The organism is Sphingopyxis jiangsuensis (assembly GCF_016734905.1).
GTDB classification, from domain to species: Bacteria; Pseudomonadota; Alphaproteobacteria; order Sphingomonadales; family Sphingomonadaceae; genus Sphingopyxis; species Sphingopyxis jiangsuensis.
In genome coordinates, this window is the sequence record NZ_JAERPO010000001.1 from 363,561 (window position 1) to 377,888 (window position 14,328).

Annotated in this window: 16 protein-coding genes; 4 read left to right on the forward strand and 12 right to left on the reverse strand. The window is 64.6% G+C overall.

What is annotated here, in order from left to right:
- The first annotated feature begins 76 nt into the window (after nt 1-76).
- From parE to JI743_RS01815, 4 genes are all read left to right on the forward strand, one after another.
- Nucleotides 77-2,056 carry a DNA topoisomerase IV subunit B gene (parE, locus tag JI743_RS01800; protein WP_201925345.1) on the forward strand — a complete coding sequence of 660 codons (1,980 nt, stop codon included), beginning with the start codon at nt 77-79 and terminating at the stop codon, nt 2,054-2,056.
- A gap of 83 nt (nt 2,057-2,139) precedes the next feature.
- Nucleotides 2,140-2,661, forward strand: coding sequence for an RNA polymerase sigma factor (locus JI743_RS01805; protein ID WP_201925347.1), 522 nt, complete (start codon nt 2,140-2,142; stop codon nt 2,659-2,661).
- A complete protein-coding gene (locus JI743_RS01810) occupies nt 2,658-3,233 on the forward strand; it encodes a hypothetical protein (protein ID WP_201925349.1) in 576 nt (191 codons plus the stop codon). The genes JI743_RS01805 and JI743_RS01810 overlap by 4 nt, the downstream gene beginning before the upstream one ends.
- Before the next feature lie 7 nt (nt 3,234-3,240).
- The gene (locus tag JI743_RS01815; RefSeq protein ID WP_201925351.1) at nt 3,241-4,563 is read left to right on the forward strand and encodes a serine hydrolase; all 1,323 of its coding nucleotides are present in this window, start codon (nt 3,241-3,243) and stop codon (nt 4,561-4,563) included.
- A gap of 3 nt (nt 4,564-4,566) precedes the next feature.
- On the opposite strand, the gene JI743_RS01820 is transcribed toward JI743_RS01815, so the two are convergent.
- From JI743_RS01820 to JI743_RS01875, 12 genes are all read right to left on the reverse strand, one after another.
- Complete coding sequence (locus JI743_RS01820) at nt 4,567-5,361, reverse strand: LysR family transcriptional regulator (protein WP_201925353.1); 795 nt, start codon at nt 5,359-5,361, stop codon at nt 4,567-4,569.
- Nucleotides 5,358-5,759, reverse strand: coding sequence for a Co2+/Mg2+ efflux facilitator ApaG/CorD (gene apaG / locus JI743_RS01825; protein WP_201927231.1), 402 nt, complete (start codon nt 5,757-5,759; stop codon nt 5,358-5,360). Before apaG ends, JI743_RS01820 begins: the two co-directional genes overlap by 4 nt.
- A 17-nt stretch (nt 5,760-5,776) precedes the next feature.
- The gene (locus JI743_RS01830) at nt 5,777-6,982 is read right to left on the reverse strand and encodes a trans-sulfuration enzyme family protein (protein WP_201925355.1); all 1,206 of its coding nucleotides are present in this window, start codon (nt 6,980-6,982) and stop codon (nt 5,777-5,779) included.
- A 4-nt stretch (nt 6,983-6,986) separates the two neighbouring features.
- On the reverse strand, nt 6,987-8,033 hold the full coding sequence (gene leuB, locus JI743_RS01835; protein WP_201925357.1) for a 3-isopropylmalate dehydrogenase: 1,047 nt from the start codon (nt 8,031-8,033) through the stop codon (nt 6,987-6,989).
- Between the two features lie 180 nt (nt 8,034-8,213).
- Entirely contained in the window at nt 8,214-8,963 is a 750-nt protein-coding gene (recO, locus tag JI743_RS01840) for a DNA repair protein RecO (RefSeq protein WP_201925360.1), read from the reverse strand.
- Complete coding sequence (locus tag JI743_RS01845; RefSeq protein WP_201925362.1) at nt 8,951-9,343, reverse strand: PaaI family thioesterase; 393 nt, start codon at nt 9,341-9,343, stop codon at nt 8,951-8,953. The genes recO and JI743_RS01845 overlap by 13 nt, the downstream gene beginning before the upstream one ends.
- A 57-nt stretch (nt 9,344-9,400) precedes the next feature.
- Complete coding sequence (gene uvrC, locus JI743_RS01850; RefSeq protein WP_201925364.1) at nt 9,401-11,335, reverse strand: excinuclease ABC subunit UvrC; 1,935 nt, start codon at nt 11,333-11,335, stop codon at nt 9,401-9,403.
- Nucleotides 11,336-11,630: 295 nt separating this feature from the next.
- Nucleotides 11,631-12,161 carry a F0F1 ATP synthase subunit B family protein gene (locus JI743_RS01855; protein WP_201925365.1) on the reverse strand — a complete coding sequence of 177 codons (531 nt, stop codon included), beginning with the start codon at nt 12,159-12,161 and terminating at the stop codon, nt 11,631-11,633.
- Nucleotides 12,154-12,654: a F0F1 ATP synthase subunit B family protein gene (locus tag JI743_RS01860; RefSeq protein WP_201925367.1), complete on the reverse strand. Its 501-nt coding sequence runs from the start codon at nt 12,652-12,654 to the stop codon at nt 12,154-12,156. Before JI743_RS01860 ends, JI743_RS01855 begins: the two co-directional genes overlap by 8 nt.
- 74 nt (nt 12,655-12,728) lie before the next feature.
- Nucleotides 12,729-12,956, reverse strand: coding sequence for a F0F1 ATP synthase subunit C (locus JI743_RS01865; RefSeq protein ID WP_003044110.1), 228 nt, complete (start codon nt 12,954-12,956; stop codon nt 12,729-12,731).
- A gap of 41 nt (nt 12,957-12,997) precedes the next feature.
- Nucleotides 12,998-13,783 (reverse strand): F0F1 ATP synthase subunit A, encoded by a 786-nt coding sequence (locus tag JI743_RS01870; RefSeq protein WP_201925369.1) that lies wholly within the window; start codon nt 13,781-13,783, stop codon nt 12,998-13,000.
- Nucleotides 13,784-13,850: 67 nt separating this feature from the next.
- Entirely contained in the window at nt 13,851-14,171 is a 321-nt protein-coding gene (locus JI743_RS01875; RefSeq protein WP_201925371.1) for an AtpZ/AtpI family protein, read from the reverse strand.
- Nucleotides 14,172-14,328 lie beyond the last annotated feature (157 nt).

Genomic DNA, 14,328 nt, shown 5'->3' on the forward strand with positions numbered 1-14,328 from the left:
GGCATGGTCCGCGATGTATCGAACCGCAGGAAAACCGCGCTTGCCACCGCCCTCCCCGCGCCCGTATAGCCCGGTCATGAGTCACGATTTGTTCGACAAGTCCGCCCCCGTCGCCGAAAGTTACGACGCCTCGCAGATCGAGGTTCTGGAGGGGCTGGAGCCTGTCCGCCGACGGCCGGGCATGTATATCGGCGGGACCGACGAGCGCGCGCTGCACCACCTCGCAGCCGAAGTCATCGACAACAGCATGGACGAAGCGGTCGCGGGGCATGCGAGCCGCATCGAAATCACGCTCGACGTTGGCAACCGCCTGACCGTGACTGACAACGGCCGCGGTATTCCCGTCGACCCGCACCCCAAGTTTCCGGGCAAATCGGCGCTCGAAGTCATCCTCACCACGCTTCACTCGGGCGGCAAGTTCGAAGGCAAGGCCTATGCAACCTCGGGCGGCCTCCACGGCGTCGGGGTCAGCGTCGTCAACGCGCTGTCGATCGAAACGGTGGTCGAGGTAGCGCGGAACAAGCAGCTTTTCCGCCAACGCTTTGCCCAGGGCGCCCCGCAAGGAGCGCTCGAGGAACTCGGCCCGACACCCAACCGGCGCGGCACGAGCGTATCGTTCGTCCCCGATCCGGCGATTTTCGGCGAACATGGGCGTTTCAAGCCCCAACGCCTCCATCGGCTTGCGCGCTCGAAAGCCTATCTGTTCGCGGGCGTTGAAATCCGCTGGAAATGCGCGCCCGAACTGATCGGCGACGATACCCCAGCCGAAGCGGTGTTCCAGTTTCCCGGTGGCCTCGCCGACCATCTGAAGGAGCAGATCGGGACACGCGAATGCGCGACCGCCGAACCCTTTATCGGGCGGCAGGATTTCCCCGACGAGCAAGGCCGCGCCGAATGGGCGATCGCCTGGCCGATCTGGTCCGACGGCAGCTATAGCTGGTATTGCAACACCATCCCGACGCCTGCCGGCGGCACGCACGAAACCGGGCTGCGCGGGGCTTTGACCAAGGGATTGCGCGCATTCGGCGAACTCGTCGGACAGAAAAAGGCGGCGCAGATCACGCCCGAAGACGTGTTCAACGGCGGAGAGATGATGTTGTCCGTCTTCATCCGCGACCCGCAATTCCAGAGCCAGACCAAGGACCGGCTCTCGAGCCCCGAAGCCGCCCGGCTCGTCGAAAATGCGGTGCGCGACCATTTCGACCATTTTCTGTCGGACAATATGGACCGCGGCCGCGCGCTGCTGGGTCTCGTGCTCGAACGGATGGACGAGCGGCTGAAGCGCAAGGCCGAGCGCGAGGTCAAGCGCAAGACCGCGACGAGCGGACGCAAGTTGCGCCTCCCCGGAAAGTTGACAGACTGTGCCAATGACGGGCCAGAAAGTACTGAATTATTTATCGTCGAGGGTGACAGCGCGGGCGGAAGCGCCAAGCAGGCGCGCGACCGCAAGACGCAGGCGATCCTGCCGATCCGCGGCAAGATCTTGAACGTCGCGAGTGCCAGCACCGACAAGATCCGCGCCAACCAGGAAATCGCCGACCTCGCGCTCGCGCTCGGCTGCGGGATGCGCAAGGATTGCGACGCCGACCGGCTTCGCTATGAAAAAATTGTGATCATGACGGACGCCGACGTCGATGGCGCGCATATCGCGACCTTGCTGATGACCTTCTTCTTTCAGGAAATGCCCGATGTCGTACGCAACGGACATCTCTATCTGGCCCAACCGCCACTCTATCGCCTGACCGCAGGCTCGGCTTCGGCCTATGCGCGCGACGACGCGCATCGCGCCGAGCTGGAAGCGAGCTTGTTCAAAGGCAAGAAGGTTGATGTCGGCCGCTTCAAGGGGCTGGGAGAGATGAATCCGAACCAGCTCAAGGAAACGACGATGGACCCGGCGACGCGCAGCCTGCTCCGCGTCACCCTGCCGCAGGAATATGAGGAACGGCACCAGGTCAAGGATCTGGTCGACCGGCTGATGGGCAAGCATCCCGAGCACCGCTTCCAGTTCATCCAGGCCAATGCGGCGACGCTCGACGAGGCGGCGATCGACGCCTGAGAATTTTTTTTCGGCGTCGCCGTCAGAAATCCGCATTGCTGCCGACTAAAAGGGGTATGCAGCATGCGATTTTGGACAATGGGGTGACCGAATCCAAGCAGGACCGGCTGTTTCGCGAGGCCATCGAGCAATTCGGTGGTGCGCTGGCGCGGATGGCGCGTGGTTATGAGGCCAATGCCGATGCGCGGCGCGACCTCGAGCAGGAATTGCAGGTCGCACTCTGGCAGAGTTTCGAACGCTTTGACGGCTGCTGCTCACTAAGCACATGGGTTTGGCGTGTCGCGCATAATCGGGCGGTTTCATTCGTCGTATCGCAAAAACGGCATCGGCAGCGCGGCTGGTCGAGCATCGAGGAACTGGAGATTTCTCACGATGCGGCATCGATGATCGATGACGCCGATGAACGCGATGCGATGGCCCGGATATTGGCGATCATCGACTGCCTCGACCCGCCCGACCGCCAGATCATGCTGCTCTATCTCGAAGGCGTGACCGGCGCCGACATTGCCGAGATAACGGGGGTTACGAGCGACGCCGTCGCGACCAAGATCCATCGCTTCAAGGCGATGCTGACGCGGCGCTTTGCCGAAGGAGGTGCCGCATGACCGACAATGGCGAAACGAACCGTCTGCGCGCGATATGGCAAAGCAATGAGGCAGAACTCGACGCGCTCTCGCTCGACGCCGTGAGGGAGCGGGCGGCGCGTCTCGGAAGCGCCGTCGAGCGACGGAACCGGCGCGAATATGGCGCGGCCGCGATCGTTGTGGTCATGTTCGCACTTTATGCTGCGGTGTTGCCTGGCTTGCTCCTCAAGCTCGGGAGCCTGCTGACAATCGCCGCCGCCTTGTTCGTGGCGTGGCAGCTTTCGCGGCGCACGTCGCGATCCAATCCGGACGCCGAAATGTGCGATATCCGGGCCTTCTATCGCGCACGGCTTGCCCGCGAGGAGTATATGCTTGCGCGGGTCGGCCGTTGGTATCTTGCACCGTTCGTCCCCGGACTCGGCATTTTCATGGCGGGGCAAGCCAAGCAGGCGGGGACCGATGGGGTGGCCGCGTGGCTGTTCTTTGCAGCGCTCCCCGCGCTTGTTTTCCTCGCCATCTGGTTGGTCAACCTTCGTGTCGCTGCCAAGTTGCGACAACAGATTGCGCGGCTCGACAGCTACTCGAACGACTGAAGAGGGAATGATGATGATGAAGACGATCCTGCAATCGGCCTGTCTGGCGGCCGCTGCTCTCACGATGGGCCCGTCGTCGCACGCGTCGCAGGCGGCTGATACTTCCGCGACCGGGGAGAGCGCGTTCGATCGCCGCGCGATGCAACTCGTCGATCTGATCGCGGGTCGTTATCCTTATGCGGACTTTTTCGCTCCCTCGTTTCAGGCGGTCGTTCCGGCGGCGCAGTTCAATGCCATCAGCAACAGTCTGACCACGCAGTATGGCGATCCGGTCGCAGTCGAAAACGCGACATCGGCGAACGGGCGGTCCGGGACGGTGTTGCTCCGTTTCGCGAAAGGGATCGCCACGATCCAGCTCGAGGTAGGAAGTGCCGCCGACGAGCGCGTGACCGGGCTGCGCCTGACGGGTTTCGAGATGACGGACGACAGTTTCGACAAGGTCGCGGCTGAAATCGCGGCTCTTCCGGGCGCTACCGGCTTCCTCGTTGCCGAAATCGACGACGCGCGCATTCTGCCGGTCGCGCAAGCCGGGGCGGATCGCCAGTTTGCCGTTGGATCGACATTCAAGCTCTATGTCCTCGACGAACTCGCGGCGCAGATTGCGGACGGCAAGCGCCGCTGGTCCGATGTCGCACCGCTTGCGCATCAGAGCTTTTCGTCGGCGGGAACGGCGAACTGGCCCGTCGGCACGCCGGTTACGCTGCATAGCCTCGCGAACTGGATGATCTCGGTCAGCGACAACAGCGCCACGGACACGCTCATCCACCTGCTCGGTCGCGAGACGATCGAAGCCCGGATGCGCGCTGCGGGACACAGCGATCCGTCGCGCAATATCCCCTTTTTGACGACGGTCGAGGCTTTCGCACTGAAGGGCAATAATTTCGCCAACGAGCGCACCGCCTTCGTCGGCGCCACCGATGCTGCGCAGCGCCGCATTCTCGATGTTAACAGTGAAAAGCTGACGCTCGCCAATGTTGACGGCGTCAGCTTTTCGGGCGGGCCGCGCTTCATCGACAGCCTCGAATGGTTCGCCAGCCCCAACGATCTCGCGCGGCTGATGATCGACCTCAAAAAGCGCGGATCGGCCGAGGCAATGGCCGCGATGGCGATCAACCCCGGTGTCGACCGCACTGCGGCGCAGCAGTGGAATTATCTTGGTTACAAGGGCGGGTCCGAACTCGGCGTCATTTCGATGAGCCTGTTCGGCGAGCGGAAATCGGACGGCAAATGGTTCATCGTGACCGCCAGCTGGAACAACCCCGATGGCGCGGTATCGACCGAGACAATGGTGGGTCTCGTTACCCGGCTCGTCAATCTTGCCGCGGAATAAGGTTCAGGCGGCGGTCAGCGCCGCAACCAGCGCCTTGACCTTTGCCTGCCGCCATTGCGGCAGCGGCGCGACGAGCCAATAGCCGCGCTTGACCGCAACCGGCTCGCCCACCTGCATGACGCGGCCTGCGGCAATATCGGCCTCGGCGAGCATGGCCGGAACGTTGGCGTGGCCAAGGCCGTTGGCGGCGGCATCAATCGCCAGTCCCGCATCGCCCAGCCGCAACGCGGGCTCGCCATCGGCGACCGGGCAGCCCGGCCACGCGATCCGCGTATCGCTGGTACCGCCGGGGCCAGCCACCGTGACCATCAAAGCGTCGGACAGCGGCACACCTTCATGTTCGCCCGCGCCGTCGGTCCAGAAAATCGCCAGGTCGAGGTTCGCCTCGGTGAAATCGATGCCCGTGTCGGCCGACACCAGCGTGAAACGCACATCGGGGGCCTGCTGGCTATAGCGGGCAAGCCGCGGTGCAAGCCATTTGGCGGTCAGATCGCGCGGCGCTGCAATGGTTAGCGACTGCGAAGACTGCCCCGCCTGCATCGCGCGCACCGACTCTTCGAATTGCAGAAACCCCTGCCGCAGCGCGTCGAGCCCCGCGTTCGCTTCGCCGGTCAGTTCGAGTCCCTTTGGCGTGCGCCGGAACAGCACGACGCCCAGCATGTCCTCCAATGCACGGATTTGCTGTCCGACCGCGGCGGGCGTGACCGCCAGCTCATCGGCGGCACGCGTGAAGCTCAGATGCCGGGCAGCGGCATCGAAAACGCGCAGCGCGTTCAAGGGCAGGTGGGTGCGCTTCACGACGCGGTCGCAGGCGCCACAAGCGGGAAATGCGGGATTGCGACGAGCATCTGCGTTCCGTTGCCGCTTTCGATCATATAGCTGCCGACCATCGATCCCTCGGGGGTCGGAAGCGGGCAACCCGAAACATAGTCGAACGCCTCGCCGGGGCCGATCAGCGGTTGTTCGCCGACTACCCCCTCGCCCTCGACTTCGGACAATTGGCCGCGACCGTCGACGATCCGCCAATGGCGGCTGATCAGCTGGACGGCGGTGTCGCCATGATTCTCGATCCGCACATGATAGGCCCAGAACCAGCGCCCCAAGGTCGGATGTGATTGTTCGGGCAAATAGCTGACCGACACGCGCACCGTCACCGGACCCGTCGTCGCCGAGAAAGGGAAGAAGGAGTCGATCATCGTGCGCCCAAGGTCGCTCAAAGCCCGACCCTGGTCAATGCCCGGTCGAGGTCGGCGATGATGTCGCGCGGGTCCTCGAGCCCGATGTTGATACGCAGCATTCCCTCCTCGACCCCCATGTCGGCGCGCGCTTCGGCGCTGACGCTGTAATGCGTCGTCGAGGCGGGGTGGCAGCAAAGGCTGCGCGAATCGCCGATGTTGTTCGAAATATCGACGAGTTCGAGCGCGTTGAGCAGCGCCATCGCCTGCTCGCGGCCTTCGAGAATGAAGGAAAAGATCGGGCCGCACGCCTCCATCTGGCTCATCGCAAGATTGTGCTGCGGGTGACTCGCAAGCCCGGGGTGGAGCATCTTCGGTACGCGCTTTTCGACGAAGCGCCCGACTTCGAGTGCATTGTCCGACTGCCGTCGTGCGCGCAGGTCGAGCGTTTCGAGCCCCTTGAGCACGACCCATGCGTTGAATGGCGACAGGTTCGGGCCCGTGTTACGCTGGAACGGCAGCAGCACATCGTTGATGAACTTTTCGCTGCCGCACACCGCGCCGGCAAGGACGCGCCCCTGCCCCTCCATCAGCTTCGTGGCCGAGTAAGCGACGACATCGGCGCCGAAATCGAGCGGGCGCTGGAGGACGCTCGTTGCAAAGGCATTGTCGACGACGGTGGTGATACCGTGTGCGCGAGCGATGCCGCACACATGCTTCATGTCGACGATGTCCATCGTCGGGTTCGCAGGCGTTTCAAAGAAGAACACCTTGGTGTTTGATTTGACAGCTTTTTCCCACGCGTCATTGTCGCGCCCGTCGATCACCGTCGTCTCGATGCCAAAGCGTGGGCAAAGCTGGTCGACGAGCCAGCGGCACGACCCGAACGCCGCCTTCGCCGCGACGATATGATCGCCCGCCGACAGCTGGCACAGCAGCGCGGTCGTCATCGCCGCCATGCCGGTTGCCTGGACGCGGCACGCTTCGGCGCCCTCCATCAGCGCGATGCGTTCCTCGAGCATCGCGACGGTCGGGTTCTGGAGCCGCGAATAGGTCATCCCCTCGGCCTCGCCCGCGAAGCGCGCGGCGACCGTTTCGGCATCGTCATAGGTATAGCCGGAGGTCAGGAAGAGCGCTTCCGACGTCTCGCCATGCTCGCTGCGCCATGTCCCGCCGCGCACCGCCTGCGTCGCGGGGTGCCATTGGCGCGTCGTGTCGCGATCGAATCCCGTGGTTTTTTTCATCGCCCTATCCGTTCAAAGCCGCAACGACCGCATCGCCCAGGGCGGCCGTGCCCATATTCCCGCCCAGATCGGCGCCGCGGCATCCGTCAGCGAGCACCTTGGCCACCGCCGCCTCGATCCGCGCCGCATTCGCCTCGTCGCCGCCCGAGTGGCGCAGCAGCATCGCGAGCGAAAGGATCATCGCCAGCGGGTTGGCGATACCCTTCCCCGCGATGTCGGGCGCGCTGCCGTGGATCGGCTCGTACAGCCCGCGCCGCCCCTCGCCGAGCGAGGCCGAAGCGAGCAGCCCGATCGATCCGACGCACATCGACGCCTGGTCGGACAGGATGTCGCCGAACAGATTGCCGGTTACGATCACGTCGAACTGGCCGGGATTGCGCACGAGCTGCATCGCGGCATTGTCGACATACATATGGCTCAGCGCGACATCGGGATAGTCGGCGGCCACCTCGATCACCACGTCGCGCCAGAGCTGCGAGGTTTCGAGCACATTGGCCTTGTCGACCGAGCAGAGCCGCCCCTTGCGCCCCTGCGCGGCGCGGAAGGCGACGTGCGCGATGCGGCGGACCTCGCTCTCGCTGTACGACATGACGTCATAGCCCTCGCGCTCGCCGGTCGCGGTCGTGCGCGTGCCTTTCTCGCCGAAATAGACGTCGCCGTTGAGTTCGCGGACGATCAGCAGGTCGATTGCCGAAGCCACTTCGGGGCGCAGCGCCGAGCTGTCCTCCAGGCCCGCAAACAGCTTCGCGGGGCGGAGGTTGGCAAACAGGCCCAGCTCCGACCGCAGGCCGAGGATCGCCTGTTCGGGGCGCACATGCCGGTCGACATTGTCGAACCGCGGGTCGCCGACCGCCCCGAACAGCAGCGCGTCGGCATCCTTCGCCTTCGCCAGTGTTTCGGGGGGGAGCGGGTGGCCGGTCGCCGCATAGGCCGCGCCGCCGACGAGCGCGCGGTCAGGGGTCGCCGGCAGCGCGAGCGCCGCGAGCACCTTCTCGGCCTCCGCCATGATCTCCGGACCGATACCGTCGCCAGCCAGCAGCAGGATTTTCAACGCTTGCCCTTTCCACACGCACGACGCCCTCCCCTTCAGGGGAGGGCAGCGAGCCCCGGACTTGATCCGGGGCGCAGCGGGTGGGGTCCATCGGCCTTATGCAAGGCCGATGGACCCCACCCCAACCCCTCCCCTGGAGGGGAGGGGCTAAGCCGGCACGCTCTAAACAGCGCCGCCGCGTCACGCAACCGCCCTGCCCAGCCGCGCGACCAATCTTTCCCTTACGGTCAGCAAGTCACGGTTGCGCCCTTCGATCAGGTCGCGGTCGATGAAATGACCCGTGATCTGCAGCAGGTCGAGAATATCGGTCATCGTCGGCTCATCGGTCGGTGCGGCGTCGTTGTGCTGCATGAAAGGCGGTAGGCGAAACAGCTTTTGCTCATAGCCCGCGGCAGCGCCGACGCTCACCGCCGCGCCCGATTTCGGACTGACATAGGCGAGATCGCCCGTCGCGCCCGTCGCCACGCACGCGCTGAGATCGAGTCCGAACCCCAGTTCAGCGAGCAGCAACAGCTCGTAACGCCCGAGCGCGAGCGCCCATTGCCGCGCCGAGGGCGCCGCCGCGACCGCATCGAGCACCGCCGCAAGCGCGGCATAGAGCGCCGGATAGGCCTGCCCCTCCGGAAGCGTCGCTGCGGTAACACTCGTCAGCCAGTCGATTGCCGAGGCGGGCAAGGGCTCGGCGAGCAGCGGCGCGCGGCTCGTCAGCAACTCGGCGGTCGCGCCGGCGAGCTGCTCCTCGGTGCGCGCGCGCAGTTCGAGCGCGATCAGGTTTCCCGGCATCAGAATCGGCCGCAGCCGCCGCGACCGCCCGCCGCGCACATAGCCTGCGACAAGCCCAGCCTCCGCGGTCAGCGCGCGCACGATCGCACCATGCTCACCATGCGCGCGGACGCTGCACACGACAGCCTCGGCGGTCAGGACGGCCAAAGCACCAACTGCGTCTGAGTGACCAGGGCGACATCGGCGCCGTCCTCGGTGCAGATACGCGTCTGCCAAACGGACAACCGCTTGCCGGTTTTCACCGGGGTCGCCTCTCCGACGAGCACCGCCCCGACCGGACCGCTCCCGAGGAAGTTCGTCTTGCTCTCGATCGTCGTCGTGCCGCTCGCGCCATCGGGCAGCGTCAGGAAGGCGCCCACGGCCCCGAGGCAATCGGCGAAAGCCATGATCGCGCCGCCGTGAACGATATTGCCCGCGGTGCAGATTTCGGGGCGCACGGGAAGCTTGCCAGTGACGCGATCCTTGCTGGCCTCGTCGATCGTCACGCCGAGCGTGCCCGCAAGCGGCATGGTAGCGGCGAAATTCATAGGCTTTTCCTCCTGAACCAATACGCCCTCCCCTTCAGGGGAGGGGCTTGAATCGCCCTATCCCCCCGGATTGTAGAAATCATACACCGCCTGCGCGACCGCGGCGCTGACCCCCGGCGCCTTCTTCAGATCCTCGAGGCTCGCGCCCTTGATCGCGCGCGCGGTACCGAAGTGCATCAGCAGCGCCTTCTTGCGCGCCGGGCCAATGCCCGCAACCTCGTCGAGCGGCGAGCTTCCCATCGCCTTCGCGCGCTTCTGCCGGTGCGCGCCGATTGCAAAGCGGTGCGCTTCGTCGCGCAGGCGCTGGATATAGAAGAGCACTGCATTGTTCGGCGGCAGCGTGAATTCGCGCCCGTCGGGCAGGTAGAAGGTCTCGCGCCCTGCATTACGATCCGGCCCTTTCGCGACGCCGACGAACGGCAGGTCATCGATACCCAGCTCGGCAAAAACTGACGCGACCGCCGACACCTGCCCCTTGCCGCCGTCGATCAGCACCAGGTCGGGCCATTCGCCCTTCGTGCGCTCGGGGTCTTCCTCGATCGCGCGCGCGAAGCGGCGCTCGAACACCTCGCGCATCATCGCGAAATCATCGCCCGGCTGCGTCTCGGCGCGCTTGATGTTGAACTTGCGATAGGCGCCCTTGATCCACCCCTCGGGGCCCGCGACGACCATCGCGCCGAGCGCGTTCGTCCCCTGGATATGGCTGTTGTCATAGATTTCGATACGCTGCGGCGGCGCGTCGAGGTCGAACAGCTCGGCGAGTTCGCGGCCGAGCTTCGCCTGGCTGCTGCTTTCGGCGAGCCGCCGGTCCAGCTCCTCGCCCGCGTTGCGCACCGCCTGGTCGAGCAGCCGCTTGCGGTTGCCGCGCTGCGGTATGCTGATTTCGACCTTGCGCCCCGCCGTTGCGCCGAACGCTTCGGCGAGCAGCGCCGCCTCGGCGGGCTCGCGATCGACAAGGATCAGCTTCGGCGGCGGCACGCCCTCGTAAAATTGCATCAGAAAGCTTTCGAGCACCTCTTCCTCGGGAACGTCCGCGACATGCGCTGGAAAGAAGCTGCGGTGCCCCCAATTCTGGCCGCCGCGGATAAAAAATCCGGCGATGCAAAGCTGCCCGCCCTTCGCCGCGAGCGCAAAGACGTCGGCGTCGCCCAGCCCGTCGGCGTGGACCGACTGGCTGCCCTGGATGAAGGTCAGCGCCTTCAGCCGGTCGCGCAGCACCGCCGCCTGCTCGAAATCCATCGCATCGGCGGCCTTGGTCATCGCTTCGCCAAGTCGCTTCTGCACCGCGGTCGAGCGGCCCTCGAGGAAGTCCTGCGCGTCGCTCACCAGCGCGGCATAATCGTCTTTCGAAACACGATCGACGCACGGCGCCGAGCAGCGGCGGATTTGGTAGAGCAGGCACGGGCGCGAGCGGTTGGCGAAGAAACTGTCGGTGCAGCTTCGCAGCAGAAAGGTCTTCTGCAGCGCGTTGAGCGTGCGGTTCACCGACCCCGCGCTCGCGAACGGCCCGTAATAGCGCCCTTTCGCGCGTCGCGCCCCGCGATGCTTCTGCACGCGGGGAAAATCATGGTCCATCCGCAGCAGGATGAACGGGAAGCTTTTGTCGTCGCGCAGCAGCACGTTATAGGGCGGGCGATAGCGCTTGATGAGCTGCGCCTCGAGCAGCAGCGCCTCGGCCTCGCTGGTCGTGGTGACGATCTCCATCGCGCGCGTCTGCGCGACCATGCGCTGCAATCGCTGCGGCAACCGCGCGACCTGCGTATAGTTGGTGACGCGGTTCCTGAGCGCGCGCGCCTTGCCGACGTAGAGCACATCGCCGCGCGCATCGAGCATCCGGTACACGCCGGGGCGCGCCGGAAGCTTTTTCACGACAGTACGGATGACCCCGGCGCCGCGATCGAGGTCGGGCTTGTCGCCATCCTCGCCGCTGCCCCGCACGACATAGGTGGCCTTTTCCTCGTTGAAGCGTTCGGGGGCGTTGGGGCGAACCATCACAGCCATGTAGGCGAAGGCGATGGGCGCCGCCATAGGTTGCGGGTTGAATTACAATCCAACCCCCTCCACGCCGGGCCGGACCAGCGATCATCGTCTTCCGCCAGTTAAGTGTCCCCGGCGAAAGCCGGGACCCGGTCTGGGGCTTGGCAGAGGACGATGATTGCCGGTCTGACCGGGGAAGACGATCACAGCGGTGGAGTACGGCGTTCCAACCGGCGCTGTCTCGCCGCCGCTCCAAAACAAAACGCCCGCAGAAACCTGCGGGCGTCGTGTCAGGTCAAGGCGATATCGCTCAGCTCTTGGCGACCGATGCAATCGCCTTGTCGACGAGCGCCTTGTCGGTAGCGGCGTCATGCTTTTCCGCAATCAGCTTCGCCGCCGCTTCGGTCGCGGCCTGCGCCGCCGCGGTGCGGACTTCGGCAAGCGCATTGGCTTCGGCAGCGGCAATGCGCTCCTCGGCCATCTGCTTGCGGCGCGCGATCAGCGCCGTCGCGTCGGCCTTTGCCTTGGCGACGAGCGCCTGCGCCTCGGCATCGGCGCGCGCGCGCATCTCTTCGGCTTCCTTGGCGGCTGCGGCGAGCTTCGCCTCATATTCGCCTTTGAGCGCTTCGGCTTCGAGCCGCAGCCCTTCGGCTTCCTTGAGCTGCTTCGAGATTTCCGAAATGCGGTTGTCGAGCATCGCGCCGATTGCCGCCGGAACCTTTTTCCAGACGAGGATACCAAGGAAAACGAGCATCGCGAGCGATACCCAGACCGTCGCGTCGAGTCCGAACGCGGTCGGCTCGTTGGTGCCTTCCGCAAGCAAAAGGGTCAGATTAGCCATTGAGAACCGCCTTCACTGCCACCTTTGCGTCCGCGGCCGAGACATTCGCGCCCGACAGCTTGGCGACAAGATCGCTCGCGGCTTCGGCCGCGACAGATTCGATTTCCGCCATCGCCGAATTGCGCGCCGCCGCGACATCGGCCTCGGCCGCCGCCAGCTTGGCGCCAAGCTCGGCATCGACCTTGGCGAGACGCTTTTCGGCGTCGCGCGCAGCCTTGCCCTTCGCGTCGGCTACCGCCTTCTGCGCAACGGCACGGCTCGCGTCGCTTTGCTGGCGATAGCTTTCCTCGACCTTGTCCGCTGCGGCATGCGCCGCTTTGGCCGCCGCCAGATCGTCCGCAACCTTGCGGTCGCGCGCGTCCACCGTCGCTTCGATCTTTGGCAGCATGCCGCGACCGATCACGATATAAATACCGGCAAACACGACGAGCAGCCAGAAAAGCTGCGACGCGAGATACCAGTTGTCAGCGGTGAGCTGGGCTATCTGGGGCATGAAAGGCGGACCTTAAATAACTGGAAACCTGCAAGACAGTGCCCGAACCACCGGTCCGGGCACCCGGTCGCCGATTAGACGACGAAGAGCAGGATCATCGCAACGACGAACGCCAGCAGGCCGAGAAGTTCGGCAGCGGCGAAGCCGATGAACAGGCGACCCTGCTGGCCGTCGGCAGCCGCGGGGTTGCGCAGTGCGCTTTCGAGGAAGCTGCCGAACACATTACCCACGCCGATGGCGGCCATGCCGGCACCGATAGCGGCGAGACCAGCACCGATCAGCTTTGCTGCTTCTGCGTCCATTGTAATAACTCCTTGGGATAATCGTTTGGTTTTAAACGTCTTTAGTGAAGATTGACCGCGTCGTTGATATAGAGCGAGGTCAACAGGGCGAAAACATAGGCCTGGATGCCGGCGACGAGCAGTTCGAGCGCGCTGATGCCGATCATCAGGATGAAGCTGAGCACCGAAACGATCGAACCGAGCCACAGCGTTTCGGCGTTGAAGCCGTTGATCACAAATCCCGACAGCACTTTCAACAGCACGTGACCGGCGGTCATCGCGACGAAAAGCCGCAGCCCGAGGCTGAAGGGACGAACCATGAACGACACGAACTCAATCGGCGCGATGATCGGGATCATCGGCAGCGGCGTGCCTTGCGGGACGAACAGCGAAAAGAAATGCAGCCCATGACGCCAGAAACCGACGACCAGGACGATCGCGAAACTGATGATCGCGAGCACGCCCGTGATCGCGATATGGCTCGTCACCGTGAAGGGGTGCAGGCCCAACACGCCGAGCGGCAGCATGCCGAGCAGGTTGCAGAACAGGATGAACATGAAGAGCGAGAAGACATAAGGCGTATATTTACGTCCTTCGCTGCCGATATTCTGCGTCATCATGCTCGAGATGAAGCCCGTGAAGCCCTCGACCGCAGCCTGCCAGCGACCGGGCACGAGTTCGCGCCGCATGCCGCCCCACATGAACAGGCCGAGCGCAATCGCTGCGACGATCATCCAGAGCGCGCTGTTGGTGAACAGAATCTCCTGCCCGCCAAGATTGAAACCACCGCCAAGCGGGGCCACCTCGAACTGGTGCATCGGGTCGATCTTGCCGGATTCCGCCGCCACTCTTCACTCCACACGCATTGCGGAACGGCTAAATCGCCGACCCGTCGAAATTACCGTTCCGCCGCAGCTATTTGCGCGGCGGCGAAGACAGGCGAATGATGTTTCTGAAGGCAACGACGATGCCCAGGAACAACATCCCCAACAAACCCCAGGGCGACGTATCCGCGAACCGGTCGATCAGCCAGCCGAACAGGCCGCCACCGATCAATCCGCCCAGCAACTCGGCCAGCACGCGGTTGCCGAGCCGGTAATTGGCATCGGATTCCGGTCCGGCGTTCGTTGCGGTCCGTTTCGCTTCTGCGGCTTCGGCCCGGTCCAATCGCTCCTCGAGCGAGACCAGGCGCGAATCCTCCGAAGCTGGTTCCGGATCGCTGCCGTTCCCCGTCATTTGCGCCATCCTCCTGAAACAGAGCCGGAAACCTCCGATTCTGCCTGCGAAAAAAGGCCCGAAAATTCGGGGGACCCCTAAGGCGCGGTCCGTTTAGGAATGCCGCCCCATTAAGTCAATGCTTGTGCGCGCATGCGTTGCGCGTCTTTGTGCACCC